Raw genomic sequence first — 26,829 nt, 5'->3', positions numbered from 1 at the left:
GAAGGGCTGGTGCAAAGCGGGCCGGGAAGGGTGACCCGCTCTGGAAAATCCCCACGTCCTCGTCTACCGATCCACCATGATGTCGGGCATGCACCCTCGGGACGAAGAGATATGGCGGGCAATCGACCAGGGTCGGGCCAGTGACACCTTCGTCGGCCTGGGCAAAGCCGCCCCGGTACTTCAGATCTTCAACGGAGCTGCGCCGGGAGCGTGGGTGGAGGCGGTGCGGTGGTGGGCCACGTACGCCTATCTGCAGGCTGCCGGGGTGCCCGGCCTTGCCTCGGTCAGGCGCGATGCCCGCTGCGACGTCACCCTGTCCCGGTTCCTGCACACTCAGACGCAGGCCCGGCTCGCACTCATGGGGGCGACCCGCGGACTCCCGGTCCGGCTAGAACCGGCGAAAGCCAGCGGCGGCCCTGGCGACGTTCGTATCGGTCCGGCCTTCATCGAGGTCGTCACCTTCGCCGAGGACCAAAAGTTCCAGGACTACGAGAGGTTCCGCCAGAACTGCCAGCGCCACCTTCTCGCCCTGGACCGGGACTGCACCATCTACTGGGAAGGCGATCTGCCCGAACGTCTCAACGACGACTTCGAGACCTGGAAAAAGCGGACCGAGGAGGCCGCCCAACAGTGCGCGGCATCGGGGGCCGCGGTCGACGTCCTCAGCAGCGCCGGGAGGCGGTTGACCGTGCACCCCGGTACGGCTCCCCAGGGCACCACCGTGACCGGAGACACCGTGGAGAGCGACCAGGGCAGGCGCCTCCTCAGCAAGGTGTGCGACAAGTGCGCCAAGACACAGGGAGCGGGGACCGCGTGGATCTGGGTGGAGGACCACAGCGGTCTCTTCCACTTCCCGACACCCTTCGCTGGGATGTCGCTCGCTGCCAAGACCGACGCGCTAGCAGAGCTGCTCGGGCCACTCCTCGAGGAGTACGTACACGTCGCCGGGATCATCGTCTCGAACGCGGCCCGTCGACGCCTGCCGCTCCCCCCGGATGAGGACGCACCCCGTCCCGCCGCGCAGGGCTTCCGACGGGGGCTGCCCCTCGACAGGGTCCGCGAGACGATCGTGATTCCTCGGCGAATCCTTCTGCCCGACCAGACCAGTCTGATAGCCAGAATGTGCGATGGCGAGGCTACTACTCTCGACTGGGCTCTGGGGCAGCTCAACGTTCCCGGGGGTGTGACGTCGCTGCTGGCCGACTCGTCGACGCCGCATCGGGATTCACCGCTGTGGACACCATGAGTCGGCCGAGGCGGCGAGACAGCGTGGACCGCCGCCTCGTGAGCCCTGCTCCACTCGCTACTTGGGCTTAATTTCGCGCGGTCGGGTAACCGCTGAGAGCCTTCGACGCCGTGGGCCCGGCCGTCGTCGGCGTGGTCGCCATACTCCGTCTCGTCGGACCCTGGCGCGTATCGCGTTCACGGTCTCCGCGGAAGTTCCCCGTCTGCCAGCCTGCTGGCCAGACAAAGCGGTCAACGCACGGGAGTTACCGGCTCATCGACATCGCGGATGTTACGCCACCCCCAGAACCCTGGGGCGACCCGTGACGGTGCCCGGCCCTCTCTACGGAGCCTCACTCGGGTCCATTAGGCGGAGGAGGGTGGTGGCGGAGGTGAGGTCGGCCAGAACGTGTTGTGCACCTGCGGCGCGGAGTTGCTGTTCGGTGGTGGTTCCCGAGGCGACCGCGATCACCCTGGCGCCCCCTTCCAGGCCGGTGCGCACGTCCTCCAGGGAGTCACCCACGATCACTGTGTTGTCGCAGTTGAACGGGCCTCCATACTTGGCGGCTGCCCGGTCTTGTGCGATGCATACGAGAGCCGGGCGGTGAGGGTCGTCGGACGCGTAGCCGCCGATGGTGGTGTCGAGGTAGCCGATCAGGCCCAGCTCGGACAGCTTGGTCTCGGCGCTGCCCCGTAGGTTTCCGGTGACGACGGTTGGGATCAGGTGCTCCGCCTGCTGGACGGCGGCGAGCGCGTCCACGGCGCCCGGCATGATGACCCCGTCGTTGACCAGCAGCTCCCGGTGACCGGCGAGGCGTTTGGGAAGTTCGTCGACGATGCGCGCTGCGAACGTCTCCACGTCCTGTTCGGGAACCTGGTTGACGCGCAGAAGTTCACGGACAGCCAGGGGCATAGTGACTCCGGTTCCCCGGGCCGGCAGGGCTGTGGGGGAACGGCCGACGACGCTTGTGAAGCTCTCCTTGTAGACGCGCCGGTCGATGTCACCGGTGTAGAGGAGAGTGCGGTCGATGTCCCACAAGACCAGGGCCATGCGCTTCATGCGGCGCGTTCTTCCATGACGGCCTGACCGCGTTCCAAGAGCTCCTGGGTGGGAGCCGCCGAGGAGTAGCGGCGGGCTTCGGCGAGCATCGTGTCCAGGTTGTCGTCCAAGCGTGCGGAGCAAACTCCGGAGACGAGAGCGAGGACTTCGTGTCCGGTGGCAGACCCGGCGTCGACGTCACCGGCACGCATCTGGGCGGTGGCGGCGCGGGAGAGGAACTGGGCGCGGGTGCGGATCTCGTCCGGGCTGAAGGCATTGCGGGCGTCGGCGAATGCCTGGGCGGCCTGGTCGGGGCGGCCGAGGTCGAGCAAGCAGCTGCCTGTCTGGCCCATGATCTCACCCGGGTTGATCCAGTAGAGCCAGTGAGGGTCGTCCTCTCGTCGTCCGCGGGCGCACAGGGCCTGTGCCTCTTCCAGGGCAGTGCGGGCCTGACGGTCTTCGCGTAGGCGGGCGTGTCCGCGAGCTTGGCGGGTGAGGAGCATGGCGTGCAGGGCGGGCGCGTCCTGGTCGGCGATGACCTGGCGGGCGGCGCGTGCGGCGCTGACCGCGTCGCGGGGGTCGCCGGCGGAGTAGCCGTGGATGGCGATGAAGGACAGTGCCCCAGCCCGGAGCCTGCTGTCGCCACTGGCATGGGCGGCCCGCAAGGCTCCGAGGAGGAGGTTGTGGGCAGCGGTGTGGGCGCCGCTGTCGAAGTGGTACCAGCCGGTCTGGATGGCAGTGTCCGCGGTCACCGCTGCGAGGCGCCTCCCGGTCGCCTCGTTGAAGTCCCCTTCATTTAGAAACCGGAGGAGAACCTTGAGGTGCGCTGTGGCGGCTCGGGCGAGGTTACCGCTGCCATGGCTGGCGTCGGCCTGGCGCAGAGCGTCGGTGGTGGATTGCAGGCTGGTGAGGAGCTGGTCGGAGACTCTGATTCCGTTCCGGGCGGTGGAGGCGACGGCCTCGGGAGGGGCGATGGCTGCTTGCAGGATGTACTGCGTGAGGCTGGCCCCGCCCAGGGCGATCACGCTGCGACGGTTCAATCCGTTCATGGCTCCTCCGACGACTGCTTCCAGTGACGTCACCATACGAGCCGACGTCCAGGGCAGAGCCGGGTCGATGACCTCGACAAGTCGCTGCGATCCGGCCTGTGCGAAGGGGGCCAGGAGGAGCGGGCGAAGGTCGGTGGGAAGCCCGAGTCCGGTCAGAATGTCGATGATCGTCTCGCGGCCGTTGACCTGTTTGAGGCCGCGCTCCAGGTCTGAGATGAAGCCCTGAGTGAGTCCGGTCAGTTCCCGTACGGCCTTCTGCGAAAGCCCGGAGCGGCGGCGGACCAGACGTACGACCGTTCCGAAATCCCAGGCCGCAAGGGCCCTGTGTACTTCCTCGTCGCGCCAGGCCCGGTCCGGGATCGTCGGTGTCGCATCGGTCCGGGCGCAGGTAGAACAGCAGGTATCCGGGTTGTACCGGCTGATCGGCAACCCGCACCGCACACACGTGCGCCCTGATCCCCCTGACATGGTCACCTCGGCTCTCATCTCATCGCGATCCAGCTCGCCTCAGCCGTGAGAACCAGGCTAGATGGAGATCGATATCGCTGCAGCGATATCACCACAGCGATGCCCTCGAAGCCGACGCGGCTCCAAACTCATGGCACTGCACCGGCCGCTCAGCATCCAACTGCGCTGGTGGCAGGGACCGAGAAAGGGAGCTGATGAACGTGCATTCCTCCAACGCCGCTCTTCAGCGGCCGGACGAAGTCCTTGACGTGGCGGTTCACAACCTCGTTGGTCCCCATCCCAGTCCCCCCGTCGAATCCGTGCCGATCTCGGATCGGAGGCGTGCCTTCGAGATTGTGGCGGTGTACCCGGCGGAGGTGGCCGCGGTCTCGCGAGGCCGGCGCGAGCTTCGCGAGTTAATGGTGCTGACGGGACTGGAGGCCATCGCGGACGCTGTTGTTCTGGGAACCCATGAGCTGATGGCAAATGCAGTGACCCACGGGTGCCGTCACCAGGCGGTGAAGGCGTTCACGGTGAAGGTCACGTACTCCAGCGGACGTCTCCGGACCGAAGTGCAGGACCCCTCCGGCATACGGCCTTTCCAGAGCTCACCGAGCGACGAGCGTGAGGGAGGCCGAGGCATGCTCCTGGTCGACGCGTTGGCCGTGAACTGGGGAGTCCGCCCGGGCCCGGGCGGGGGCAAGACGGTCTGGATGGAGCTGGACGTCCCCGGTGAGGGGACTACATCGTGAACCTCCTCAGCCTTGGCGCTCGCACAGCCGCCTGGTCCGTTCTGTCGGTACCGGCCGGAGGCTTTGATCGAAGCCCTGTTAGGAGAGTGGAGCGTCAGCGAGGGCGGCCGACTGCTTGGTGCACCCTTCTCATCCCTGCGGGCGGGGCCCTCATGAGCGCTGCCGCGAGCGACAAATCGCTACGGCAGAACTGCTTACGGACGCTCCGAGGCATCCAGCCAGTACGTGGCAAGCATTTCGGCCGGCCAGGCTGGCTGATGCACCGGTCCTCGGGGCCCCATCTGCGGGAAGTACGGGGCTATGTCGAGGACAGGAGTGCCGTCCACAGCGTCCAGGTCGGTGACGACGAGGTCCCGGCCGTCCGTCTTGAGCAGTCGCGGATAGCTGATCGCCAGTTGGTTGGGGCGCCGGTGGTTGCGGTGGACAAACGTGCCGGTCGCCGGCCAGATCGGGTTTCCCCTTGGGCTGCGCGCGTGGAGCTGCACGTCTTCGGCACGCGCCAGGTGGAAACGCCAGGTCACCGTGAGGTGGGAGAACTCCTCGATGCCCTGCAGCGTTTCGAACGGGAAGGTGTCGTTCAGTCGGATGATCGACTCCACCCCGCCCTGGTAGTCGTCGTGAACGCGGGTGTGGCCCCCGACGACCGTTGCGATCGATTCGACCTCGTACGTCGCCATCGGCGCTCGTTCCTCTCCCATGAAGTCGCGTGTGCAGCAACCGCTGGCAGCACCTGCATACCTGCCCTGTGGTCAGCCTATGGCGCGCAGCATTTCCCGTGCCCGGCGGTCCAATTCAACAACGTGGCGGCCTCCGCGTTGCCGGACGGGCGACAGGTCGCTCTGCATGCGGACGATGACGTCGCGAGCGCGGCCGGACTGGACGCCGGCCATGGCGTCGAGAGCTTGTCCCCAGGTACCGCATGCCTCGTCGAGACGTCCTTGCTGGACCTGGACGGCGCCCAGGTAGCCGAGGGTCACGCTGTGGGTGCGGGCGTACTGCTGCCGACGGCGGGTACGGACGCTGCGCTGGAAATGGATCTCCGCCTCGACGGGGTTGCCCAGGTCGCGCAGGGCGCAGGCAGTTTCGTGGGCGAGAGAGGCTTCCTGGAAGAAGTCGACGCGGTCGGGGGCGTCCTCGTTGTCGGCGCGGGCAAGGTCCCGCTCTGCTCGTCTGATGGCCGCGAGGCTGCCGGGCCTGTCGCCGTCGGCGGCCAGGGCACGGGCGTGAACGATGGAGAGCAGGGCCTTCTCGCGCGAGCTGGCCTGGCCGTAGTGAGTGCGGGCCATGGAGGCGTCGGCCAGGTCGAGGGCCCTTCGTGGGTGTCCGAGGTCGACTGCTTGGTGGGCGAGGGCGCGCAGGATGTGGCCGCCCAACGGTCCGTCTCCGGCTTCGGCCGCGATGCGTGCGGCGAGGGTGAGGTAGCGCTGGGCGGTGCGGTGCTCGGATGCGTCGAACGCCATCCAGCCGGCGATGTAGGTCATCTCTGCCACGGCCGAGTACGTGTCCCGGCGGTGCCGTTCCGTTCGGAACCTGCTGCCCAGCAGTGGCACCGCTTCGTCGCGAAGGTGGCCGGCCAGGGCAGAGCGCCCCGAGGCTCCACCACGCTGCTGGTCCCGTGCGGAGTAGAAGGCGGTCAGGTTGCGGACGTCGTCGATGTCGGCCTGCGCTACCAGCCGTGGGGAGACTGCTGGGCGCGATGCTGCCGCGGCTGGGGCGGTTGTCCACCACAAGCTGACGGGCAGGGTGAGACCGGCGGCCGAGTACGCGGCGGTCGCCAGCAGCTTGCGTCGGTGCATGTCCAGGTCGTCGCTTCCCAGCTCGGCCAGCACGGTCAGAGGGTCGACGCTCCAGTCGGAACTGCTGTCGGGCGAGCCTGTCGGTCCGTCTTCCAGCCTGAGGTCAGCGAGGGTGAGGGGGCGGCTGAGCCTGCGGGACAGCGTCTCACGCAGGATAAGAGGCGCTCGTCCGCTGGGCTTGGTGCCCTGGACCCACATGGCGATGTGCGAGCGGGAAATGGCCTCCAGTTCGCGAACACCGCTCTCCGCGGCGACACGAGCGACCGCGGCGGCTGCTTGGGGCTGGGACCAGCCCGCTTCGCGCAGGAGTGCGGCGAGGGCGACGTTTCGCTCACGGGCCATGGGCTGCCCCTCGGGTCCGAAATGATCTTTGACGACTTTGACGGTCTTGCGGGCCGCGCAGGCATACCCCCCAGCGGGGATTCGCGGTTCGCTCAACGTAGCGGCCGGATCACTCACGATGCACGCCGACCGACTGTGGTGCACGGCGTTTCTCACTCAACTTGGCTTGATTCACATAGGAGTTGTGTCATGCGTCTCTCGCTGGCCCCTCGCCGGGCGTTCCGCCAGCGCAGTGGTCAGGACCGGAGCCTCGGTGATCCGAGTGTCGGGCGTGACCAGGCGGTGTCCGCAACGGAGACGGTGACGCTCGTGCTGGGCGAGGACTCGCCGGTGCCCGAGACCGCCGCCGATGTGGAGGACCTCGTTCTGCGGCTGCGAGGGCACGTCAACCGGCTCGGAACCCTGATGCCTTCGCAAGAGCCGGCTTTGCTCCGTGCCCAGCAACTCTGCTCGGACGGGCTCCCGGAGGGCTATCTGCCCAGCCGGGTGCACCTCGTCAGACTCGCCGAGGCAACGCAGGAACTTATCGCGAAGATCCGGCTGGACGACGTCGGAGCGAGGCGACCGGCACGGAGGTTGGCCCGATGGAAGCCGCAGATCAACGTGCTGCGCGGTGCGGTCTTCGCCGTCGCCCTCACCTGCCTGGTGTGGGCCGCTTCGGTGCCCCAGACATGACCCTCACCGGAGCGCTCCTCACCGGACTGATCCTCGTCCCGATGGCGTGGCTGATTTGCCGAGGCACTCGTGCGACTGGCCTCGATCCCGCAGACAGGACCTCTACACCACCCCCGAGCGAGCCTGCGTCCCCGCGGTGACCGCTGACTCCTTGACTCCCGGCCTGTCCCCGGCCGCTTCGGCGGCCCCGATAACGCCCCCAAACCAACAGGGCTTAACGGAGATCCACACACTATGAAACGCCTTCCGCGTATCGAGCAGTACGGCCTGATCGGCGACACGCAGACCAGCGCCCACGTCTGTGACGACGGTTCGATGGACTGGCTGTGCCTGCCCCGCTTCGACTCACCGGCCGTGTTCGCCGGTCTGCTCGGCACGCAGAAGCACGGCTCCTGGCAGATTGCACCGGCCTCGTCCGCGGGCCGATCAGGCTCCGAAAGAGTGGGTGAGCGCCGGTACCGCGGTGACTCCCTCGTTCTCGAATCGCTGTGGCGTACCCCGACTGGTTCGGTCCGCGTCCTGGATTTCATGCCGCCGCGCGACGGGGCCCCGCAGGTAATCCGGATCGCTGAGGGCCTGACCGGCGAAGTGGACATGGTCTCGGCCATGCGTCCTCGACCGGGGTACGGCAGCGTCAGCCCATGGATCCACGAGGTCGGTGGGCGCATGGTCGCGGAGGCCGGTGCGGACGCTCTGTGGCTCGACACCTGCGTCCCGCAGATGGAGAAGGACGGCGTCGTCGTCAGCGCCTTCACCATCACCGCCGACCAGAGCGTGGCGTTCGTGCTCAGCTGGTGCCCGTCCCATGCAGCCGCCCCTGACGTCGCTGTCCCCGAGTCTGCCCTCGCCGAGACGCTCGCCTTCTGGCAGGACTGGACGCAGGAGTGCACCTACGACGGGCCCTATCGCGAGGCCGTGGTCCGGTCCTCGATCACGCTGAAGGCCATGACCTACGGGCCGAGCGGCGGGATCGTCGCGGCGCCGACCACGTCGCTGCCGGAGGAGATCGGCGGCGACCGGAACTGGGACTACCGCTTCACGTGGCTGCGCGACGCCGCCACGACGCTTGCCGCGCTGCTGGGGACCGGGTACCGGCAGGAGGCACAGGACTGGCGGCGCTGGCTCCTGCGCGCCGTGGCCGGCGACCCGGAGAACCTGCAGATCATGTACGGGATCACCGGACAGCGTGACCTGCGGGAGCGGGAGCTTCCCTGGCTTCCCGGGTACGAGGGCTCGGCCCCAGTACGGGTCGGAAACGGGGCTGCGGACCAGCTCCAGCTTGACGTGTACGGCGAGGTCATCGACACCCTGTACTTCGCGCACCAGAGCGGAGTCGCCCACTGCTCCGACACCGCGAGCCTGCACCAGCGACTCATCGAGCACCTCGTCCAGCGCTGGCGGGAGCCCGACGAGGGCATCTGGGAGATCCGCGGGGCCCGCCGGCACTTCGTCCATTCCAAGGTGATGGCCTGGGTGGCGGTCGACCGCACCATCCGCCTGGCCGAAGCCGGCGCCCTCAACATCGACGTGGCCCCGCTGGTCGAGGTGCGAGCGGCGATCCACAGAGAGGTCTGTGACAAGGGCTTCGACCCGGTGCGCAACACCTTCACCCAGTCCTACGGCTCGCAGGAACTGGACGCTGCCACGTTACTCATCCCCCGCACCGGCTTCCTGCCGCCCGACGACCCGCGCGTCATCGGTACCGTGGATGCGGTCTGTCGTGAACTTTCCACGGCCAACGGGCTCGTGTACCGGTACCCGACCTGCGGTGAGGACGTCGGGGTGGACGGCTTGACCGGCGACGAGGGCGCCTTCTTCCTGTGCAACTTCTGGCTCGTCGACGGCCTCGCCCTGACCGGCCGCCTCGACGAGGCGCGCGCCTTGTTCGAACGCCTCCTGGCTCTGCGCAACGACCTCGGGCTCCTGGCGGAGGAGTACGACCCCGTCCAGCAGCGCCAGCTCGGGAACTTCCCGCAGGCGTTCAGCCACATGGGCCTGGTCCAAAGCGCCCTGCTCCTTCAGCAGATGGTGATGCAGTCCTCCCGCCGCCGCGGCGCGGTCGCGGTTCCAGCACCCCGCTCAACCTCCTGCAGCACGCGCCAGTCCACCGCCGACCTGACGCCGCAGCACGCATAGCCACCCCACCCCTGACAAGGATTCCCATGTCTGACAGCGCCTTCCCGGCACGGCCGGCCGCTACCGGCCACCGCAGACGGCGGCCCCCGGTCGACGCGAACACGCTGTACCTCGCCCGTCGCGCCGTGGCACTGCCCCTGGTGCTCCTTGCCGCGCTGCTGCTCGCCGCTTTCGCTCTCCGGTCGGGGTCCGTCGTAGGCCCCGGCTGGGTCCTGGCCAGCCTGGCCTTCGGACTGGCGGGGACCGTCGCGGTGGCGGCACGCGGAGCGCGCACCATCGCCGGCGTCGTGCAGTCGGCAGTGGTGGATTCCCAGGCGGCAGTGCTGAACGCGGTCGCAGGAGGAGCGGCAGCTGTCGAGAAGTCGGTGCAGTGGTCGGCGGACGAGCTGTGCCGCGGAAAACGTCCACCCTTGCCCGACCCACACACCGCGCAGTCGTCCACTCCGATCGCCGGGATCGACAACGCGCTGAGTGCCCTCCAGGCGCAGGCCATCATGTCGCTGATCCGCGTGCACGACGAGTCCCAGTCGGTCGTCCTCCTGGAGGTGCTTCGCCGCCTGGCCATGCGGGAGCACGCCCTGGTCGGCAAGGCACTCCAGGCCCTGAGCGAGCTGGAGATGTTGACCGATGACCCGGAGCTGCTGGCCAAGATCTTCGAGATTGATCACCTCGTGACGCGGATGCGCCGCCAGGTAGAGAGTACGGCGGTGCTGGGCGGACAGTCCCTGCGCAGTGTGCGCCGGCCCGTTCCCGTCACGACGGCCCTGCGTGGCGCTGTCTCCGAGGTCGTGCAGTATCCGCGGGTGGCCGTCGCGGCAGGATCCGTGGGTGCCGAGCTGGGTTTTCCCGGCCATGTGGGTCCGGACCTGACGCACCTGCTGGCCGAGCTGATCGAGAACGCCTGCGAGTGCTCGAATCCGGCGACGCGGGTGATGGTGCGCGCGCAGCGGGTGCCACACGGGTTGGCCATCGAGGTCGAGGACCGGGCCATCCCCATGCACCCGCAGACGCGGGCACAGATGAACCACCTGCTCAAAGCCCCGGACGAGGTCGACGTCAGCGGCCAGGTCCGGGCTGGACAGCTCGGCCTGCTGGTCGCCGCGAAGATCGCCCAGTCACACGGGCTGTCCGTCCTCCTGCAGGAGAACGCGACTGGAGGCACCACCGCCCTGGTCGTCATACCGGCACGGCTCCTGGTAGCAATTCCATTGGTCGAGGATGCGGGCGCGCTGCCGCCCGAAGAAGCTCGCATGTCCGGGCGGCAGCCGCAGCAGGTGGCCGCGGCTCCTGCCGCCCCGGGGACGGGTCAAGCCGCACGTCCGGGCGCCGCTGGGGCGCCGACCGCAGAGGCAGGGCAGTCGGCTGACGCGCCCGCTCTGCCGACGCGCACACTCCGGACGGGAACTTTCCGTCCACCACAGGAGCGGGAGCAAGCCCCCGTGTCCGCAGCGACGCCCGGGCTGGCAGCCGCCTTCCGCAGCGGCCTCCAGGCCGGCGGCACCGCCAGCCCCCCTCCCGCCTCAGCAGAACACCCCACCCCCTGACCTGTCCTTCCGCGTTCCCGGCGGCCGGTACATCCACTGGCCCTTCCCCCTTCTGGAGCGATCCCCGTGAGCACCCACCCCGCGATGAACAACGTGACCGACGGCACGCCTGCATCTGCGACGACGACAAGCGGACAGCGGGACAGCATGGCTTGGCTGCTGCGTCAGTTCGCCTCCGAGACGCCGGGCGTCACGCACGCCGTCCTGCTCTCGCGCGACGGACTGCGGCTGCTGGACAGCGACGTCGACAAGGACTGGGCGGACGAACTGTCGGCCGCCTTCAGCGGGGTTGCCTCCCTCGCGGCGAACATCACCGGCCCCAGCCACAAGAAGAGGCCGGCCCGGCAGGTCATCATCGAGCGAGACGACTGCCTGTTCTTCGTCCAGAGCGCTGGGCGCAGCGCGGCCTTCGACAACCACCCCGGTAACGAGCGCGGTGAGGTGGACACGATCCTCGCCGTCATCGCCACCAGGGACGCCGACGCGGGCACCGTCGGCTTCGAGATGGGGCGGCTCGTGGCGAAGTTCGCCCCGTACATGCTGATCCCCGTCCGCGTCGGCACGGGCGGAGAGGTCCGGTGAGCACGTACGGCCGCGCGGTCGAGGAGTCGGCGTTCGTGCGGACCTACACCCTCACGCGCGGGCGTACCAAGCCGCGGCACCTGCTCGGCCTGGAAACCGTGCTGGAGGCGGGATCGGGAAGGCCCGGCCCGGCGCAGGCCGAGGAGTGCGAGGAGATCCTCGCCCTGTGCCGGGAGCGCCGACGGTCGGTGGTCGAGCTGGCGGGCCGACTCGGTCGGCCCGTCACCGCCGTCAAAGTGCTCGTCTCCGACCTCCTGGATGCCGATGCCCTCGTCGTCCCCCTGACCCAGTCCTATGCCGATACCGGCACAGGGTCTGGCCCGTCTACCCAACTGCTGGCAGCCCTTTCAGCGGGCTTGAAGAGGAAGTGGCCTGATGCCGTCGCTTATCCCCAGGCCGGATGACCCGACCATGGTTTCGGCGCACCCGCAGGCCGGTGCCCCGACCGTGCTGAAGATCGTGATCGCCGGGGGCTTCGGCGCGGGCAAGACCACCGCCGTGGGCGCCGTCAGCGAGATCACGCCGCTGAGCACGGAGGAGTATCTGACGGAGGCGAGCGCGGACGTCGACAGCCTGGCGGGCATCGAGGCGAAGACCACCACCACGGTCGCCTTCGACTTCGGCCGCCTGAGCCTGCCCGACGCGCCGACGCCCCTGGAGCTCTTCCTGTTCGGCACGCCGGGCCAGGACCGGTTCGTCGATCTCTGGTACGACCTTTCCCGCGGTGCCGTCGGCGCGGTCGTCCTGGTCGATACCCGCCGTCTGGAGAGCAGCTTCACCCCCGTCAGCTTCTTCGAAGACATCCGCCTGCCCTTCGTCGTCGCCGTCAATCAGTTCGACGGCGCACACCGCTACCACCCCGAGCAGGTCCGCACCGCTCTCGAACTCCCCTCCGCCGTGCCGGTGGTCACCTGCGACGCCCGCGACCCGAATCACGTCGCCGGCGTTCTGCTGACCCTCGTCGACCACGCCGTGAACAACGCCGCCACGAGCCGCGCTGGTCACGCCCCTTCCACCTCCCTTCAGGACGCCTGATGTCACAGCACCCCAGCGACCCCTACCGCACGCCGCAGGCCGCCCCGCCCGCACGGTCCTTGCCGCGACGCGACATGCGGGACGCCACGCGCGGCCCGTTCACCCCGCCCGCCACTGCCCTCACCAGTCAGCCGCCCCAGCAGTCGCTGGAGCTGGCGCAGCGTTACGAGCTGCTCAACCGCTTGGGCGTGCCCCCGGTGGCCAACGAGGACTTCGACGACATGGCCCGCGACATGGCCACACAGGCCGGGTTCCTGTACGGGTTCGTCAACCTGTTCCTGGAGGAGCAGACCTTCGTCGGACTGCACCAGCCGCCCGCGGACAGCGGGTTCGTGATCGTCGGCCGCACCATGAGCCGCGACCACGGCTGGTGCCCGGAGGTCATGGCCCGCAAGAAGGCCCTCCCACTGCACGACGTGCACGCCAGCCCGCGCTTCAGCGGCAACGCGGTGGTCGACGCCGTCGGGATCCGCTCCTACTTCGGTGCACCGCTCATCCACGACAGCGGCACGGTGCTGGGCACGATGTGCGTCATCGACCCCGAGAAGCGGCCCTTGTCTGAGGCCCGCCGTCTGCGGGACATCGTCATCAACGCCAGTGCGCAGGTGATGGACCACATCGCCCGCGCCCCCGTCCGCTAGGCCGTTCCACAACCCCCCACCCGGGAGCCGTAGGCGATCCCCGGCCGCTCCGCGTTGCGACCTTCATCCAGGGAGAGGGAGACCATGTCCGCCACACCCACCACGCCTCCACCGGCGCTGCGTCCCTACCTCACCGCCCGCCACGATCTGCTGTGGCAGGAGGCGGACGTCTTCGCGGCCGATCACGTCGCGCCGCGCGTCGCGCGGATGGAGGCCGCTCCGGGCAGGGTGGAGCGCAAGGTCGCCGGCCTGATGGCTGCCCGGGGCTGGTTCGCCGTCACCGTCCCGGCCGTCTTCGGCGGGCTGGGCGCCGGACACGTGGCCAAGACCGTCTTGGTCCACCGCATCGCGCGGGTCTCGGCGGCTGCCGCAAGCATCCTGCAGGCCACCTTGATTCCCGTGGGCGCCCTGCTGCACTTCGCCACCTACGAGCAGAAGGGCCGTTGGCTGCCCAGGGTCGCGGACGGTTCCCTGCTGCTGTCGATCGCCGTGACCGAACCGCTCGCCGGCGGACACATCGGCGGCATCGAAACCACCGCCGAACGCGCCGGCAACGAGTGGGTGATCACCGGCAGCAAGATCCATATCGGCAACAGTCACCTCGCCGGAGCCCACCTCGTCGTCGCCCGCACCGCCACGGCCGGAGTGAGCACCTCTCAGGCGCTGACCGCGTTCATGGTCGAAGCCAACCGCCCCGGACTTTCCGTCCTCGACCACCGTGGCGGCCTCGGCCTGCACGGCTTCTCCGCCGGCCGCCTCGACCTCGATCACGTCCGCGTCCCCGACGACAACGTGGTCGGCGAGGTCGGCCAGGGACTGGCCGTGGCCCAGAGCAGCAGCATCCTCTACGGCCGCCCCAACCTGGCCGCCGTCAGCCTCGGCATCCACGAAGCCGTCGTGGACACCACCACCGCCCGGCTCAAGACCCGTCCCCGCTACCAGGGCGCCCTGTCCGACCTGCCCGTCCTGCGGGACCGCGTCGGCGGCATGGAGGCCCGCCTACGCGCCGGCCGGATACTCACCTACCAGGCCGTGCACCTCCTCGACCAGGGCCTGCCCTGCGACGCCGACCTGATCAACGCCAAGTACCTCGGCCACCAGTGGGCCATGCAGTCCACGCAGGACGCCATGGAACTGCACGGCGCCCACGCCCTCGACCGCGACTACGTCCTCCAGCGTCTGTGGCGCGACATCCAGCACACCTACCCACCGGCCGGAACCGGCGAAGTCCAGCGCATACGCCTGGCCGACGCAGCCTTCGACGAAAACCACATCCAGTGGTCCGAGCACCTCGCCGCCGAAGCCGCCTGGGCACGCCCCGACCCGACCGCCGCATAAGCCCCCGTGCGCGGCACCCCGTGAATCCCCACCGCCGCGCACGGGCCCGTGGCGCCCCCCCCCCCCCCCCCCCCCNACGTGCCGACGCGTGACCGAGCGCCCCGTGCCGCCGGCCCCCGTCCCCCGCGGGGACCGGCGGCACCCCTCCCAGTAACCATCCACGCATCCGGAAGAGACACCGTGACCCCGCCCGTGACGACCAGCACACCGATCACACCCCTGACGCCGACCCTGCAGCGCGCCGCACAGCACCTCGCAAACGGCCTCACAGCCAAGGAGATTGCGGCAGAGACCAGCCTGTCGGCCGTGACCGTCCGCCAGTACATCCGCGACATCCGCGAGAGCCTCCACTGCCCGCCCCGCTGCAAGCCCCCGGTGATCGTGCACCGCCTGTTCACCACCCAGCAGGTGGCCTCCCCCACGGCGGACAGGTCGGCACCGACGCTCAGCCCGGCTCAGCTGCTGCTGCTCCGAGCCGTCACCGAGCACAGCGACCCCCGTGACATCGCCGTCGCCGCGAAGCTCGCCCCCGCCGACCAGCGCGCCGCACTCGACCAGCTCCTCGCCGACACGGGTGCGCGGGACACCACCCACCTGGTGGTTCTGGCCCACGGCTGGAAGCTGCTGCCCACCGACCCGACAGCGCGGAGCGGAGCAAGCCAGTGAGCAGGCCCCCCACTCCCCTGGCCCGCGAGGAGCCTCCGGCTGCTACCTCGTTCGCGTCAGAGCACCCGGGCGCCGTTTACGCGGTGCGCATGTTACGTACGGACGCCGAGCGCGCGGAAGCCGCTGCTCTCGTGCAGGACCGGCAGCGCTGGCTCACCCTGTGTGGCCTCCCCGTACCCGCTCAAGCCGACGTGCCAGCTCTGTTCCGCGACCCCCACACGAACTCGGCCGGTCTGTTCGAGGACGGAAAGCTGCTCGCCTGCATGGTCCCCGCGCACGATCCCGGACTCAGCTGGGGCGAAGGCCCCTGCCTCCGTCTGGGACGCCTGCACACCCTGCCCGGCCAACCCGACGACATCACCCGACTGATCGCCCTGTGGGCCTCCGACCTCGCCGCCCGGCAGAGCCTCCCGCTCGTACGAGCCGAAATCCTGGCCCGCCACGCCCTCCAAGCCGAACCCATCGCCGCCCTGCTGCGTCGGCTCACGGACATGGGCTGGGATGTACGCGGTTCCGGCCCAGGAGGACGAGAGGGTGACCGAGTCGCCCGCCTCGAACTGACCGCCGAGCACCGCCCCCGACTCAGCACACTGATCAGCTGCCAAACCCACGCTCCTCATCTTGCCGTGGAAGATCGGAGCAGCACGTGACAACCGAAGAACCACAGCGGCCCGACCTCGCCCGCGAGCTGATCGCCCGCGCCACGGAATCGGCCGCGCACCGGGCCAAACGCGTGCGCAACCAGCTCGACGCCGTCCAACTCGGCCAAGGCCGACACACCGACCACGCCAACACCAACGTGCTGCGCCGCATCCTGGCCGAACACGACTGGCCCGGCCACCACCTCGTCGACTCCGAAGCGGCCCGCGCTGCCTGGAGCATCGCTCTGCACAGCGACGACGACCCCGCCTTCCTGCGCGCCGCCGCCACCCTGCTGGGCCGGGCAGTCCAGGCCGACGACGCCCCAGTCCAGCACTGGGCACACCTGCACGACCGTGCCCTCACCACCAGCAGGCGCAACCAGGAGTACGGCACGCAGCTCCTGCTGCGCGCCGACCGCATCGAGCTGTGCCCACTGCGCGCGCCGGAGTCCGTCGACAAACGGAGGGCCACGGTCAGTCTGCCGCCGATCGCTGTCGCACTGGAGACGGTGCGCCGCCGGTACATGCCTAACGGCACTGCCTATGAAGTCCCAAGCGTCGTCCTTGCGGAGGCCGCGTGAAGAAGCGGAACACCGTGGTCCTGACCATTCGGCCTTCATGCCGCACATCCGCTCTGTGAAAGGGTTGTTAACCGATGAAGCTCCCCACCGCCGTCCTCGCTGCCGGTGCTGCCCTGTCCCTCACGACCGCCGTGGTCGGAGCCGCCCGGCTCAGGCAGAACGCACGGCACCAGACCGAGCGGCACGAGGCGCTCCTAGCGGGCAACCAGCTCGACTGGCTGAACCGGGTGTGCACCAACGCCGACCTCGCCGAGCTGTGGAAGCCCGAGGACATGAAGGCCGAGGAGTACATGCAGCTCATGTCGGCCAACCGACTCATCTGCGCCCTCAGCCTCCGACACTGCCTCGGCCGCGTCCGCGACGGGCAGCTGCCGTTCTATGCCGCGATGGTCATGAGCAGCGATGTCTGCCGGCGCTACTGGCAGCGCTTCGGCGACCTCCGGACCCAGGAGGCCGAGGGCGACGAGCGGGCCGAGCACTTCACCCGCGTACTGGACCAGGCCGCGAAGAACCATCCGCAGGCGCAGCCCGCGGCAGCCTGACGGCGTATCTCGGTCCCGTCACCCTTTTCGGACTCCGTGTCCGTCCCCAACTCCTCAGCCGGACAGCAGTTCTCGTGTCTGGCGAGGTGGCCGAGGAGGCCCGACTGGCGCAGGCCGCACAGCTGCCGCCCGTCGGACAGAGCCGGCCGTACAGCAACACACCGAAATGAAGTGTCCCACCACACCGATCAGGAGGATTCCCGTGACTCCCAGGGTGACCGACCAGCGCGTGATGACCGCCTCGGCCTCTGCCGCGCAGGACCCGTTCGACCTCGACATCAGCGTCATCGAATCGGGTGGCACGGTCGGGGCGAGTATCGCCTCCGACGGCGGCTGCGGCTCGACATGCGGTGGCAACGCCTGCATCTCCAGCGGCTCCTGACCGCACCAGACCACCGGCACGACGCCCATGTCGTGCCGGCGCCGCCCACGCGGCACGTCCCTTGCGGCTTGATCGGAGCCGCACACGACAACGGAGGAATCACCACATGCAGAACGACGAATTCGACCTCGACATCAGCGTCCTGGAGTCCGACGACGGCTCCGCCACGCTGATCAACCTCACCGACGACGGCTGCGGCAGCACCTGCTCCAGCCCGTGCGCCACCAACGTGGCCTGATCATCTTCCACCGCACGACGAGTAGGGAGAAACCCGCATGAACGCGAACACGATCAAGGGCCAGGCGCAGTCCCCGGCCGCCACGGCGGGCGGTGACGCGTTCGACCTGGACATCAGCGTCCTGGAGTCCGGCGACGGCTCCGCCACGGTGATCAACCTGACGGACGACGGCTGCAAGCCGAGCTGCCAGGGGTCCTGCGCCACCAACGTGGCCTGACCTCGGCGCTTCGATCTGCCAGCCCGCGCGGCCTTGCGCCGCGCGGGCTGGCACCGCGCGGGCTGGCACCGCGCGGGCTGGCACCGCGCGGGCTGGCACCGCGCGGGCTGGCACCCACCCCAACACACCACAACCAGGGAGGGTGTATGGGTTCCCGGAAGGACGGCCCGCTGTACCGATGCGCGGACGCTGCGCTGGTGCGCGCCGCCCGTTACTCGAGGCTGCCGCTTCCCGCATGGCCGGACCTCACTGACGAGGCCCCGGACCGTGAGGTGCGGTGGCAGACGTGGCTGCGCGACGTCTGGTCGCTGTCCGAGGCCGCCGACTCCATCGAGCAGGCCAGCCCTCTGCTCGCGAAGCAGGTTCAGACTCTGTGCTCGGTGGCCAGTCCCGAGACCCGTCAGTTGCGCCGCGCAGTGGTGTCGGTCATGCGGTACCTGCTGCGTATGACGGGCCGGGCGACCCCGAGCGGTCTGTTCGCCGGCATCGCGCCCGCCTCGTTCGGGGAGCGGCCGGGATGGTCCTGGGGTGAGTGGCACCGGCCCGTCATCCGTGCCGACGGCGACTGGATCGCGGACCTGGTCGCCCGCCTGGAAGCAGATCCTGAAATCCTGCGGCACCTGCATGTGATGGCCAACAACACCATCTTCGTACGGGGCGATCGGCTGATCGTGCCCTACCCGCCCCGCTCACGCCGCACCGACGGCAGCCCGGCGGCCGAAGTGTCCCTCCGGTACACCGGCGCCGTACGTATCGCCGTTGACGCCGCCGCCTCGCCCGTCCCCGTCCATGCGGTGGTCGCACTGATGAGGAGCGAGTTCCCCAACGTTCCCGCTGACCGGGTGGAAGGGCTCGTCAGCAGCCTCGTCGAACGCGGTGTGCTCATCAGCAGCCTGCACGCGCCCTCTGCCGCCCTCGACGCCCTGGGTCACCTGATCAAGCAGGCCGAAGCAGCCGCCGCCCCATCGGCCACGGGCCTCGTGGCCGACCTGCGGACGGTCCGCGACGCCATCGCCCGGCACAACCAGGTTCTGGCCCCGGTGGACGGCCGGCACCTGCGTACCGCTTTACGCCAGAAGATGACCGCCTTGAGTAGCGTCAAGGCTCAGCCGTTCACGCTGGACCTGCGCATGGACTGCTCCCTCACTCTGCCCCCGCAGGTTGCCCGCGAGGCGGAGGAGGCCGCCACGGTGCTGGCCCGGCTGAGTGCCTACCCCTTCGGCACTCCGGCGTGGAAGGACTTCCACAACCGGTTTTTCGAGCGGTACGGCATCAACTCGCTGGTCCCGGTCCGGGACCTGGTGGATCCGGACGTCGGCCTCGGGTTCCCGGCCGGATACCGCGATGCGGAACCTGAGCAGGGTGAGGCCCTGACCTCCCGTGAACAGCGGCTGCTGGCCCTCGCCCAGGCGGCCGTCCTCGACGGCCGCGACGAGATCAGCCTGGACGAGGACCTGATCCGCACCTTGACGGTCGGAGACCGACACGCCCCGCAGGTACCGGCCCACACGGAGCTGCGCTTTCGAATCCGTGCCACTTCGCAAGAGGCTCTGGAGAGTGGGGACTTCGTTCTTCACGGCATCGCCCCTTCCCGCGGGATCGGCACCACGATCGGCCGCAGCCTGGGGCTGCTCGCACCAGACGATCAGGCCCGCGTAGGCGCCTTGCTGAAGGAGCTGCCGGTCAACACGCCCGGCTCGGTGCCCACGCAGGTCTCCTTCGCTCCACTCGACCGGGGCGACACCAACGTCACCCGCGTTGCCGAACTCCTGGCGGCCGTCATCAGCCTGGCGGAGCACCGTGAGGTGGATGCGCGCACGATCACGCTCGACGACCTCGCTGTGGGCTGCGACCGCCGCAGGCTCTACCTCGTCTCCCGCTCACGGGCGTGCCTACTGGACCCCATGACGCTGCACGCGCTGGACCTGCGAGGCCACACGCCGCCGCTCGCGCGCTTCCTCACCGAGATCAGCCGCTCCCAGACCGCTGTCCTGACCGTCTTCCCCTGGGCGTCCGCCACAGCCCTGCCGTACCTGCCGCGCGTGCGCTACGGCCGCGCGATCCTCTCTCCGGCGAGGTGGCGACTGGACCGGTCGGAGCTGCCCGACCGCCGCGCCTCCTGGGAGGTGTGGCACAAGGCGGCCGACGAGTGGCGCGCACGCCGCCGAGTTCCAGACGAAGTCGCGCTGGCCGAGGGCGACCAGCTCCTGCCGCTGGACCTCTCCGAGCGCGCACACCTCGTGCTGCTGCGCACCCACCTGGACACCCACGAATCGGCGATCTTGACGGAAGCGGAATCCGACGAAGGCTGGTTCGACGGACGGGCCCACGAGATCATCGCCCCGATGACGGCCGTCCAACCACCGAAGTGGCCGACCGTCCCACCCGTCACCGCCGACCAGCTCGTCACCCGAGACCACGGGCACCTTCCGGGCGCCGCATCCTGGCTACTGGTCAAGCTGTACGGGCACGTCGAACGGCAGCCCGAAATCCTTGCCGACCACCTTCCCGCGCTACTCGTCCAGTGGGACGAGCCGCCGACCTGGTGGTACATGCGCTACCGCGACCCCCGTTGCCACCTGCGCTTGCGCATCGCAGTCCCCAGCGAGCAGGACTTCGCGCTCACCGCGCAGCGCGTGAGTGCCTGGGCGAACGGCTTGCGCCGTGCCGGGCTCCTCGCCGACATGCAGTTCGCGACCTCCTACCCGGAGACCGGCCGGTGGGGCGCCGGGCCGCTGATGAGCCTGGCCGAGGATGTCTTCGCCGCCGACTCCCGAGCCCTGGCCGTCCAGTTCGCCCAGAGCACCCGCCCGCACCGACAGGTCCTCGCCGCCGCGAACTTCGTCTCCGTCGCCGCCGCCTTCACCGGCGGCACCGTGGCCGGCATGGCCTGGCTGATCGCCCACGGCCGGATCACCGACCCTCGCCCCCTGGACCGGACCGTGCGCGGTCAGGCGGTGCACCTGGCTAATCCGGCCGACGGCTGGGCGGCCCTACGCACGGCCCCCGGCGGCAAGGCCATCGCCAGCGCTTGGAGCGAGCGTGACGAGGCCCTGGCCCGCTACCGGCAGAAGCTGGACGCGTCCGGGGGTATCGACCCGGACCTCGTTCTCGACTCGTTGCTGCACGCCCACCACATCCGCGCCGTCGGGATCGACAAGGACGACGAGCGGGTGTGCGTACGGCTGGCTCACGCCGCCGCAATGGCCTGGACTCACCGAGGAGATCACCATGAACTTGCGTGAAAGCGCGCGGGCCGCCGCCGACACGATCGCCGAGCGGCTCGCCTCGCCGCAGGATGTACGGGGGCTGCATCACCGTCAGGGCTGGTGGCCGCAGTCGCTTGCGCACGGTGCGGCCGGTGTCGCGCTGCTACACATCGAGCGGGCCCGCACCGACCTGGGGCCGTGGCAGCGCGCCCACGACTGGCTCGCCTGCGCCGCAGCAAAACCCGCCGTCGGCGGCCCGGACAGCCACCTCTACTACGGGGCGCCCGCGCTCGCCTTCGCCCTGCACGCCGCCGCCGACCGCCCCGGCCGATACACCCGCGCCCTGGACACCCTCGACCGGTACGTCACGACGGCGATCCGGGACCGACTCGCGGACGCCCACGCGCGCATGGACCGCGGCGAGATGCCCGCGCTGGCGGAGTTCGACGCAATCCGGGGCCTGAGCGGGATGGGCGGGCTCCTACTGCACCGCGACATCCACACCGACGTCCTCCGCGAGATCCTGACCTACCTGGTCCGTCTGACCGAGCCGGTCAAGCACGACGGGGAACTTCTGCCCGGCTGGTGGAGCCACCTCGCCCCCTCCGGCACGATCTCCCCGGAGTATCCAGAAGGGCACGCCAACAACGGCGTCGCCCACGGCATCGGCGGCCCCCTCGCCCTGCTCGCCCTCGCGGCCCGCCGCGGCGTCCCCGTCGCCGGCCACCTCGACGCGATTACCCGCATCCTGGCCTGGCTCGACCGCTGGCAGCAGGACGGCCCCGCCGGCCCGTGGTGGCCGTACTGGATCACCCGCGAGCAGCTACGCTCCGGCACGACCGGCCCCGGACCCTCCCGGCCGTCCTGGTGCTACGGCACCGCCGGATTCGCCCGCGCTCAGCAGCTCGCCGCCCTCGCCCTCAAGGACCCGGCGCGCCGACACGCCGCCGAATTCGCCCTCCTGCGTGCCATAACCGACCCGGGACAACTCGACGCGACCGTGGACGTCTCCCTGTGCCACGGCTTCGCGGGTCTGGCACACATCACGCAACTCGCTGCCGACGATGCCCTCACACCCGGCCTCACCGCATGCCTGCCCCGGCTCCTGGCCCCGATGACCGACGCCCCGCCCGGCACCCTGGCGGACTCCCTGATCAACCCTCCCGGCGGCGGCGACATCGGACTCCTCGAAGGTGCCGCCGGCGCCGCCCTCGCGCTGCACTCCTTCCACACCGGAACGCCGTCCGCGTCCGGGTGGGACACCTGCTTCCTGACCAACTAGACGAAGAGAAGAGGAAACATGGCTGCGGACGAATGGCCACAACGCCTCATCCGGTTCACCGATTGGAGCCGCGCGGAGGCCACCGCCGTGGAGCATCTGCTCCCGGTGCTGACCGACCAGGAATCTGAACTGGCCCAGTGGTCCTTCCTGCGGAAGTACCCCTGGTGGCGGCTGCGGTACCGGGCCGCGGGCCCGGACTCCGCGAAGGCCCTGGACGCTGCCCTGGACGAGCTGGTCGACGCCGGTGTCCTCGCCTCCTGGACGGCCGGCATCTACGAACCGGAAGAAGCCGCCTTCGGCGGACCGGCTGCCATGAAGATCGCGCACACACTGTTCCACTACGACAGCCGTCACCTGCTGGATGAGGCAACCCGCCAGCAGGCTGCCAGCGGCCCCCAGCTCGGCCGCCGCGAGCTGGCGGTACTCCTGCTCAGCGTGGCGATGCGCGCGGCGGGACTCGACTGGTACGAGCAGGGCGACGTCTGGGCGAAGATCGCGGCCGAGCGCCCCGGCAACGAGGTCTGCAGTCCGCAACGGCACCGGGCCGCTGTCCACCGGTTGATGACCGTCGACGTCAGCACCACCAGCCGCAGCGTCACCCAGGGCCGACTCGCGCCGCTGACCGAGTGGATAGCCACCTTCGAGTGGTTCGGCCAGCAGCTCGCCGACCTCAACCGCCAGGGCCGCCTGGAACGAGGACTGAGGGCCGTGATCGCCCACCACGGCATCTTCCACTTCAACCGCCTGGGCCTCCCCGCCCAGGACCAGCACACCTTGTCAACACTAGCGAAAGAGGTAGTCATGGGAACGAGCGACAAAACCGCATCCACCCAAGCTGAGGGGGCGGCGAGCACTACGGTCAACGGGGTGAACAGTGACACCATCGAAGCCCCTTCCGCCGACCGTCTGCGCTCCCAGTTGATCGACCATCTGGTCGAGACGGGGTGTGTGCGCACGCCACGGGTGGAGGAGGCCATGCGGACCGTACCCCGCCACCTCTTCGTCCCGAACGCCCCCCTGGAAAAGGCGTACGGCAACGCCCCCGTCGACACAAAGTTCGACGGATCCGGCCGCTCCATCAGCTGCGCCTCCCAGCCCGACATCGTCGCCATGATGCTGGAACAGCTCGACGTCCAGCCCGGCCAGAAGATCCTGGAGCTGGGGGCCGGCACCGGCTTCAACGCCGGACTCCTCGGCTACCTCGTCGGCGAGACGGGACACGTCACCACGATCGACGTGGACGCGGACATCGTGGACGGAGCGCGCGGCGGACTGGCCGCCGCCGACATCCACAACGTCGAAGTGATCCTCGGAGACGGAGCAGTCGGCCACTCCCCCAACGCGCCGTACGACCGGATCGAAGCCACCGTCGGCGCCCACGGCGTTCCACACGCCTGGCTCGACCAGCTCGCCCCCGGCGGACGGCTCCTCACGCCACTACGCCTGCGCGGCAGCGTCTCCCGCTCGATCGCCTTCGAGAACCAGGACGGAGCCTGGCGCAGCGTCGGCAGCCAGATGAACACGTTCATGCCGCTGCGCAGGGGCATCGCAGACGACCCGCGCCTCTTCGTCCCCCTGGATCCCGACCACACCGTCACCCTCGTCACCAACGGAGACCAGAAGGTCGACGCCGACGCCCTCAGCGACATCTTCCGCCAGCCGCGCACCGAGGCGTGGACGGACGTCACCTTCCGCGGCCCGGAGTCGGCGGAGTACCTTGAGCTGTGGCTCACCTGCGCCATGCCCAACGGCCTGAGCCGGATGCCCGCCAAGAACGAGGCCATCGAGAAGGGCCTGGTCACCGCGCCCTACCCGTCCTCGACCGCGGTCTTCGAGGACGGCACCCTCACCTACCTCACCCGGCGCCCGTACGCGAAGAAGGCCCCCGACGGCGCCACCCTGTACGAGTTCGGGGTCATCGGCCACGGCACCGACGCCAAAGCCCTCGCCTCGGACGTCGCGGACCAGATCCGCACCTGGGACCAGGACTTCCGAGCGCTCGACGTCGGATTCGAGATCCAGCCGCTCGACGCGGCCCCGCTCGCGCCGAAGCCCGGCCGCTTCGCCTTCGACAACCCGCTGAACCGCATCGTCATCGAATGGCAGTGACATGGACGTCAGCCAGATAGCGAAGCGGTTCCCGCTCGTTGCCCGTCCACGTCCAGCGTGCCCGCCCCTCGCTGAACGGGTCCGCGAGATCACCGACCTCGCAGCCGCCGCCGAGCGCGACGGCAACGTGACCTCCGCGACCGTCGCCCTGAACAAGGCGGCGCTGATCGCAAGCGACTGCGGCATGCCGGACCTGGCGCGCACTCTGTGCTGGCATCACGCCGAGGCCGTCCTGCACGCCCAACCCCTGGGCGCGCAGGAAGCCCGGTACGCCCTGGAACCCCTGGTCAACCTGGCCCGGTTGCGCATCCGCGACGGCGACGGGCACGGCGCGTACCACCTGCTCGACTCCCTGAACCGAGCAGTCAGATCGAAGACGGAAGCGGTCATCGACGGCCGCGCCACGTCGTTGCAGCACCTCACGACGTCGGCAGCCGACCATGAACAAGTGTGCCAGTGGCTGTGGACCGTCCTCCTCGGCGACGGAACCCGTGCCCTGGTCGCAGCAGGTGAATGGGACCGCGCACGGGCGCACAGCAGGCAGCACAGGGGCGTAGGTCAGCGCCTCTTCGACGGGCGTCAAGTGGAAGTGCTCGTCCGCTGCCTCAGCGAGCAGCCCAGCGATGCGCTGACGTTCCTGCACACGAGCACCCTGGTGGAGCCATGGGAGCACTCCGTCGCGGCAGCGCTCACCGCCCTTTGCCATAGGGCAGCCGACGAGCACCCGGTCGAGCCGATCGACAAGATGGTGCAGCACTACTTGGCCCTCGACTCGGCTCCCGAACTTGCCGTCTTCCGCTCTCGTGTGGGACTAGTCGTGCTCGACCTCTCCCCAAAGACCCGACAGGCCGAAGCAATGCGCCGTCTCACTTGCGAAGCGATGACGCAGACAGACGGGTACGTCGCACGGGACGTCCTGGCCCACCCTGTGTGCCGCGAAGCGCTGAGCCACGGCGAGCACCGTACGCTTTCCGCCGCCGTCGCCTCAGCCGGCCTCGGCCAGGGGCACATCCCTGAGCCCCTGGTACAGGCCCTGCTGGGTGCTGCGTCCGTCTCGGTGGATGTCTGGGAGCGCCACGTCACCCGTCGAGCCAGCCCCGGCTCGTCGCAAAACCTCGACTCTTGACCGCGACGGCGAGCCCCTTGGCGTTACGTCGCCTGCACACCGAAGTAGTTGGCGTGTCTACCCGCAGGTCCGCCCCTGGGTCCCTAGCCTCCCGAATGGAGATCACTGTGACAGCCAGTACCGCCCCCACCAACCCGGACGAGGCCCTGGCCAAGCGGCTCCTCGACAGCGGCCACCTGCACAGCCAGGCGGCCATCGATGCCTTCCGCACCACCGACCGGCACGCCTTCCTGCCCGGCGTCGGCCTGGAGAGCGCGTACAAGGAGGACGCGGTCCCGATCAAGCACGACGAGTACGGGGAGATGATCTCCTGCATCTCCGCTCCGTCCATCGTCGCCACCCAGCTCGAACAGCTCGGTGCCCAGCCCGGTCACAAGGTCCTGGAAGCCGGAGCCGCCACCGGCTACAACGCCGCCCTCCTCGGCAAGATCGTCTCCCCCGGCGGGCAGGTGTGGACGCTCGACGTCGACCAGGACCTCGTCGCCGGCGCGAGCAAGCACCTCGCCGAGGCGGGCGTCGACAACGCCACCGCGGTGATGGCCGACGGCGCGGCCGGCCTGCCTGAGCACGCCCCCTACGACCGGATCATCTTCACCGTCGGCGCAGGCGACGTCCCCGTGAAGATCCTCGACCAGCTCGCCCCCGGCGGACGCCTGGTTCTGCCGATGCGCATCCGCGGCAGCGTCTCCCGCTTCTTCGCCTTCGAACGCGATGGGGAGACGTGGAAGACCGTCTCCTGCGAGATGGCCACCTTCATCCCGCTGCGTAAGGGCGTCTGCGACGACGTCTACACCCTCGTGCCGATGGCCGGCGAGGGCAACGTGCGCCTGGAGACGTTCAGCGAGCAGGACGTCGACCGCGACGCCCTGCGTACCGTCCTCGACCAGCAGCAGACCAAGATCTACACCGGGGTGAAGTTCCGCCAGGGCTCCGCGTGGGAGTGGCTGTACCTGTACCTGGCCTGCGTGCTGCCCAATGGCCTCTCCCGCCTGCCGGGCCAGCGCTCCGGGTTCACCCCGCACTTCGGGTGGGGCTCCATGGCAGCCCTCGACGCCGGATCGCTCGCGTACTTGAAGTTCCCCCCGCGTGCTGGACAGCGGGTGTTTACGCCGCCGGGGCGAGGTTCTGCCTGAGCAGGGATCTCGTTTCGAGCGGGGTGACGTAGCCGTAGTCGGGGTGCCGACGGAGCCGACTGCGGTTGTACTCGACCTCGACGTAACAAAAGACGTCGGCCCG

General features: G+C 69.5%; 26 protein-coding genes. 22 read left to right on the top strand and 4 right to left on the bottom strand.

Translation table 11 applies throughout. The annotated features are described in order from the left end of the window. Nucleotides 1-88 precede the first annotated feature (88 nt). Nucleotides 89-1,246, top strand: a complete 1,158-nt coding sequence (locus HTV45_RS20185) for a hypothetical protein (protein WP_215207214.1) — start codon at nucleotides 89-91, stop codon at nucleotides 1,244-1,246. Nucleotides 1,247-1,567: 321 nt separating this feature from the next. Here HTV45_RS20185 and HTV45_RS20180 read toward each other — a convergent pair whose 3' ends face one another. Then, nucleotides 1,568-2,284, bottom strand: a complete 717-nt coding sequence (locus tag HTV45_RS20180; protein ID WP_308309717.1) for an HAD hydrolase-like protein — start codon at nucleotides 2,282-2,284, stop codon at nucleotides 1,568-1,570. Continuing rightward, nucleotides 2,281-3,741 carry a helix-turn-helix domain-containing protein gene (locus HTV45_RS20175; RefSeq protein WP_251692449.1) on the bottom strand — a complete coding sequence of 487 codons (1,461 nt, stop codon included), beginning with the start codon at nucleotides 3,739-3,741 and terminating at the stop codon, nucleotides 2,281-2,283. The genes HTV45_RS20180 and HTV45_RS20175 overlap by 4 nt, the downstream gene beginning before the upstream one ends. Nucleotides 3,742-3,974: 233 nt before the next feature. On the opposite strand from HTV45_RS20175, the gene HTV45_RS20170 reads away from it, so the two are divergent. After that, on the top strand, nucleotides 3,975-4,511 hold the full coding sequence (locus HTV45_RS20170) for an ATP-binding protein (RefSeq protein WP_215207213.1): 537 nt from the start codon (nucleotides 3,975-3,977) through the stop codon (nucleotides 4,509-4,511). A 194-nt stretch (nucleotides 4,512-4,705) separates the two neighbouring features. Here the strand turns inward: HTV45_RS20170 and HTV45_RS20165 are convergent, their stop codons facing one another. Both HTV45_RS20165 and HTV45_RS20160 read right to left on the bottom strand, forming a co-directional pair. After that, entirely contained in the window at nucleotides 4,706-5,188 is a 483-nt protein-coding gene (locus HTV45_RS20165) for an SAM-dependent methyltransferase (RefSeq protein ID WP_215207276.1), read from the bottom strand. 72 nt (nucleotides 5,189-5,260) lie between these two features. Continuing rightward, the gene (locus tag HTV45_RS20160; protein ID WP_215207212.1) at nucleotides 5,261-6,649 is read right to left on the bottom strand and encodes a Tat pathway signal protein; all 1,389 of its coding nucleotides are present in this window, start codon (nucleotides 6,647-6,649) and stop codon (nucleotides 5,261-5,263) included. A 189-nt stretch (nucleotides 6,650-6,838) separates the two neighbouring features. On the opposite strand from HTV45_RS20160, the gene HTV45_RS20155 reads away from it, so the two are divergent. From HTV45_RS20155 to fxlM (HTV45_RS20060), 20 genes are all read left to right on the top strand, one after another. Further along, nucleotides 6,839-7,324, top strand: coding sequence for a DUF6415 family natural product biosynthesis protein (locus HTV45_RS20155; RefSeq protein ID WP_251692448.1), 486 nt, complete (start codon nucleotides 6,839-6,841; stop codon nucleotides 7,322-7,324). Between the two features lie 234 nt (nucleotides 7,325-7,558). Beyond that, nucleotides 7,559-9,460, top strand: coding sequence for a glycoside hydrolase family 15 protein (locus tag HTV45_RS20150; RefSeq protein WP_215207211.1), 1,902 nt, complete (start codon nucleotides 7,559-7,561; stop codon nucleotides 9,458-9,460). A 26-nt stretch (nucleotides 9,461-9,486) separates the two neighbouring features. Further along, nucleotides 9,487-11,004, top strand: a complete 1,518-nt coding sequence (locus HTV45_RS20145) for an ATP-binding protein (RefSeq protein ID WP_215207210.1) — start codon at nucleotides 9,487-9,489, stop codon at nucleotides 11,002-11,004. Between the two features lie 66 nt (nucleotides 11,005-11,070). Next, nucleotides 11,071-11,586: a roadblock/LC7 domain-containing protein gene (locus HTV45_RS20140; protein ID WP_215207209.1), complete on the top strand. Its 516-nt coding sequence runs from the start codon at nucleotides 11,071-11,073 to the stop codon at nucleotides 11,584-11,586. Next, complete coding sequence (locus HTV45_RS20135; protein ID WP_215207208.1) at nucleotides 11,583-11,990, top strand: DUF742 domain-containing protein; 408 nt, start codon at nucleotides 11,583-11,585, stop codon at nucleotides 11,988-11,990. The genes HTV45_RS20140 and HTV45_RS20135 overlap by 4 nt, the downstream gene beginning before the upstream one ends. A gap of 7 nt (nucleotides 11,991-11,997) precedes the next feature. Beyond that, nucleotides 11,998-12,621 (top strand): ATP/GTP-binding protein, encoded by a 624-nt coding sequence (locus HTV45_RS20130; RefSeq protein WP_215207207.1) that lies wholly within the window; start codon nucleotides 11,998-12,000, stop codon nucleotides 12,619-12,621. Further along, the gene (locus HTV45_RS20125; RefSeq protein WP_215207206.1) at nucleotides 12,621-13,262 is read left to right on the top strand and encodes a GAF domain-containing protein; all 642 of its coding nucleotides are present in this window, start codon (nucleotides 12,621-12,623) and stop codon (nucleotides 13,260-13,262) included. The genes HTV45_RS20130 and HTV45_RS20125 overlap by 1 nt, the downstream gene beginning before the upstream one ends. 84 nt (nucleotides 13,263-13,346) lie before the next feature. Then, a complete protein-coding gene (locus HTV45_RS20120) occupies nucleotides 13,347-14,600 on the top strand; it encodes an acyl-CoA dehydrogenase family protein (RefSeq protein WP_215207205.1) in 1,254 nt (417 codons plus the stop codon). A 192-nt stretch (nucleotides 14,601-14,792) separates the two neighbouring features. Further along, the gene (locus HTV45_RS20115; RefSeq protein WP_215207204.1) at nucleotides 14,793-15,266 is read left to right on the top strand and encodes a LuxR C-terminal-related transcriptional regulator; all 474 of its coding nucleotides are present in this window, start codon (nucleotides 14,793-14,795) and stop codon (nucleotides 15,264-15,266) included. Between the two features lie 89 nt (nucleotides 15,267-15,355). After that, nucleotides 15,356-15,916: a hypothetical protein gene (locus HTV45_RS20110; protein ID WP_251692447.1), complete on the top strand. Its 561-nt coding sequence runs from the start codon at nucleotides 15,356-15,358 to the stop codon at nucleotides 15,914-15,916. Next, nucleotides 15,913-16,488: a DUF6624 domain-containing protein gene (locus HTV45_RS20105; RefSeq protein WP_215207202.1), complete on the top strand. Its 576-nt coding sequence runs from the start codon at nucleotides 15,913-15,915 to the stop codon at nucleotides 16,486-16,488. Before HTV45_RS20110 ends, HTV45_RS20105 begins: the two co-directional genes overlap by 4 nt. Before the next feature lie 74 nt (nucleotides 16,489-16,562). Beyond that, nucleotides 16,563-17,030 (top strand): DUF6082 family protein, encoded by a 468-nt coding sequence (locus HTV45_RS20100; protein ID WP_215207201.1) that lies wholly within the window; start codon nucleotides 16,563-16,565, stop codon nucleotides 17,028-17,030. Between the two features lie 202 nt (nucleotides 17,031-17,232). Further along, a complete protein-coding gene (locus HTV45_RS20095; protein WP_215207200.1) occupies nucleotides 17,233-17,412 on the top strand; it encodes an FxLD family lanthipeptide in 180 nt (59 codons plus the stop codon). A gap of 106 nt (nucleotides 17,413-17,518) precedes the next feature. Then, complete coding sequence (locus HTV45_RS20090) at nucleotides 17,519-17,650, top strand: FxLD family lanthipeptide (RefSeq protein WP_011031314.1); 132 nt, start codon at nucleotides 17,519-17,521, stop codon at nucleotides 17,648-17,650. Nucleotides 17,651-17,687: 37 nt separating this feature from the next. Further along, nucleotides 17,688-17,867, top strand: coding sequence for an FxLD family lanthipeptide (locus HTV45_RS20085; RefSeq protein WP_054100455.1), 180 nt, complete (start codon nucleotides 17,688-17,690; stop codon nucleotides 17,865-17,867). A gap of 146 nt (nucleotides 17,868-18,013) precedes the next feature. Beyond that, nucleotides 18,014-21,112 carry a lantibiotic dehydratase gene (locus HTV45_RS20080; RefSeq protein WP_215207199.1) on the top strand — a complete coding sequence of 1,033 codons (3,099 nt, stop codon included), beginning with the start codon at nucleotides 18,014-18,016 and terminating at the stop codon, nucleotides 21,110-21,112. Next, a complete protein-coding gene (locus tag HTV45_RS20075) occupies nucleotides 21,099-22,358 on the top strand; it encodes a lanthionine synthetase C family protein (protein ID WP_215207198.1) in 1,260 nt (419 codons plus the stop codon). The genes HTV45_RS20080 and HTV45_RS20075 overlap by 14 nt, the downstream gene beginning before the upstream one ends. Before the next feature lie 18 nt (nucleotides 22,359-22,376). After that, on the top strand, nucleotides 22,377-24,467 hold the full coding sequence (gene fxlM, locus HTV45_RS20070; RefSeq protein ID WP_215207197.1) for a methyltransferase, FxLD system: 2,091 nt from the start codon (nucleotides 22,377-22,379) through the stop codon (nucleotides 24,465-24,467). A 1-nt stretch (nucleotide 24,468) separates the two neighbouring features. After that, nucleotides 24,469-25,593 carry a hypothetical protein gene (locus HTV45_RS20065; protein ID WP_215207196.1) on the top strand — a complete coding sequence of 375 codons (1,125 nt, stop codon included), beginning with the start codon at nucleotides 24,469-24,471 and terminating at the stop codon, nucleotides 25,591-25,593. Nucleotides 25,594-25,700: 107 nt separating this feature from the next. Continuing rightward, nucleotides 25,701-26,726 carry a methyltransferase, FxLD system gene (gene fxlM, locus HTV45_RS20060; protein ID WP_308309716.1) on the top strand — a complete coding sequence of 342 codons (1,026 nt, stop codon included), beginning with the start codon at nucleotides 25,701-25,703 and terminating at the stop codon, nucleotides 26,724-26,726. Nucleotides 26,727-26,829 lie beyond the last annotated feature (103 nt).

Origin of the sequence: Streptomyces sp. CHD11 (genome assembly GCF_018638295.1) — a bacterium.
Taxonomy (GTDB): domain Bacteria; phylum Actinomycetota; class Actinomycetes; order Streptomycetales; family Streptomycetaceae; genus Streptomyces.
This window is presented reverse-complemented; position numbering and strand designations above follow the sequence as displayed.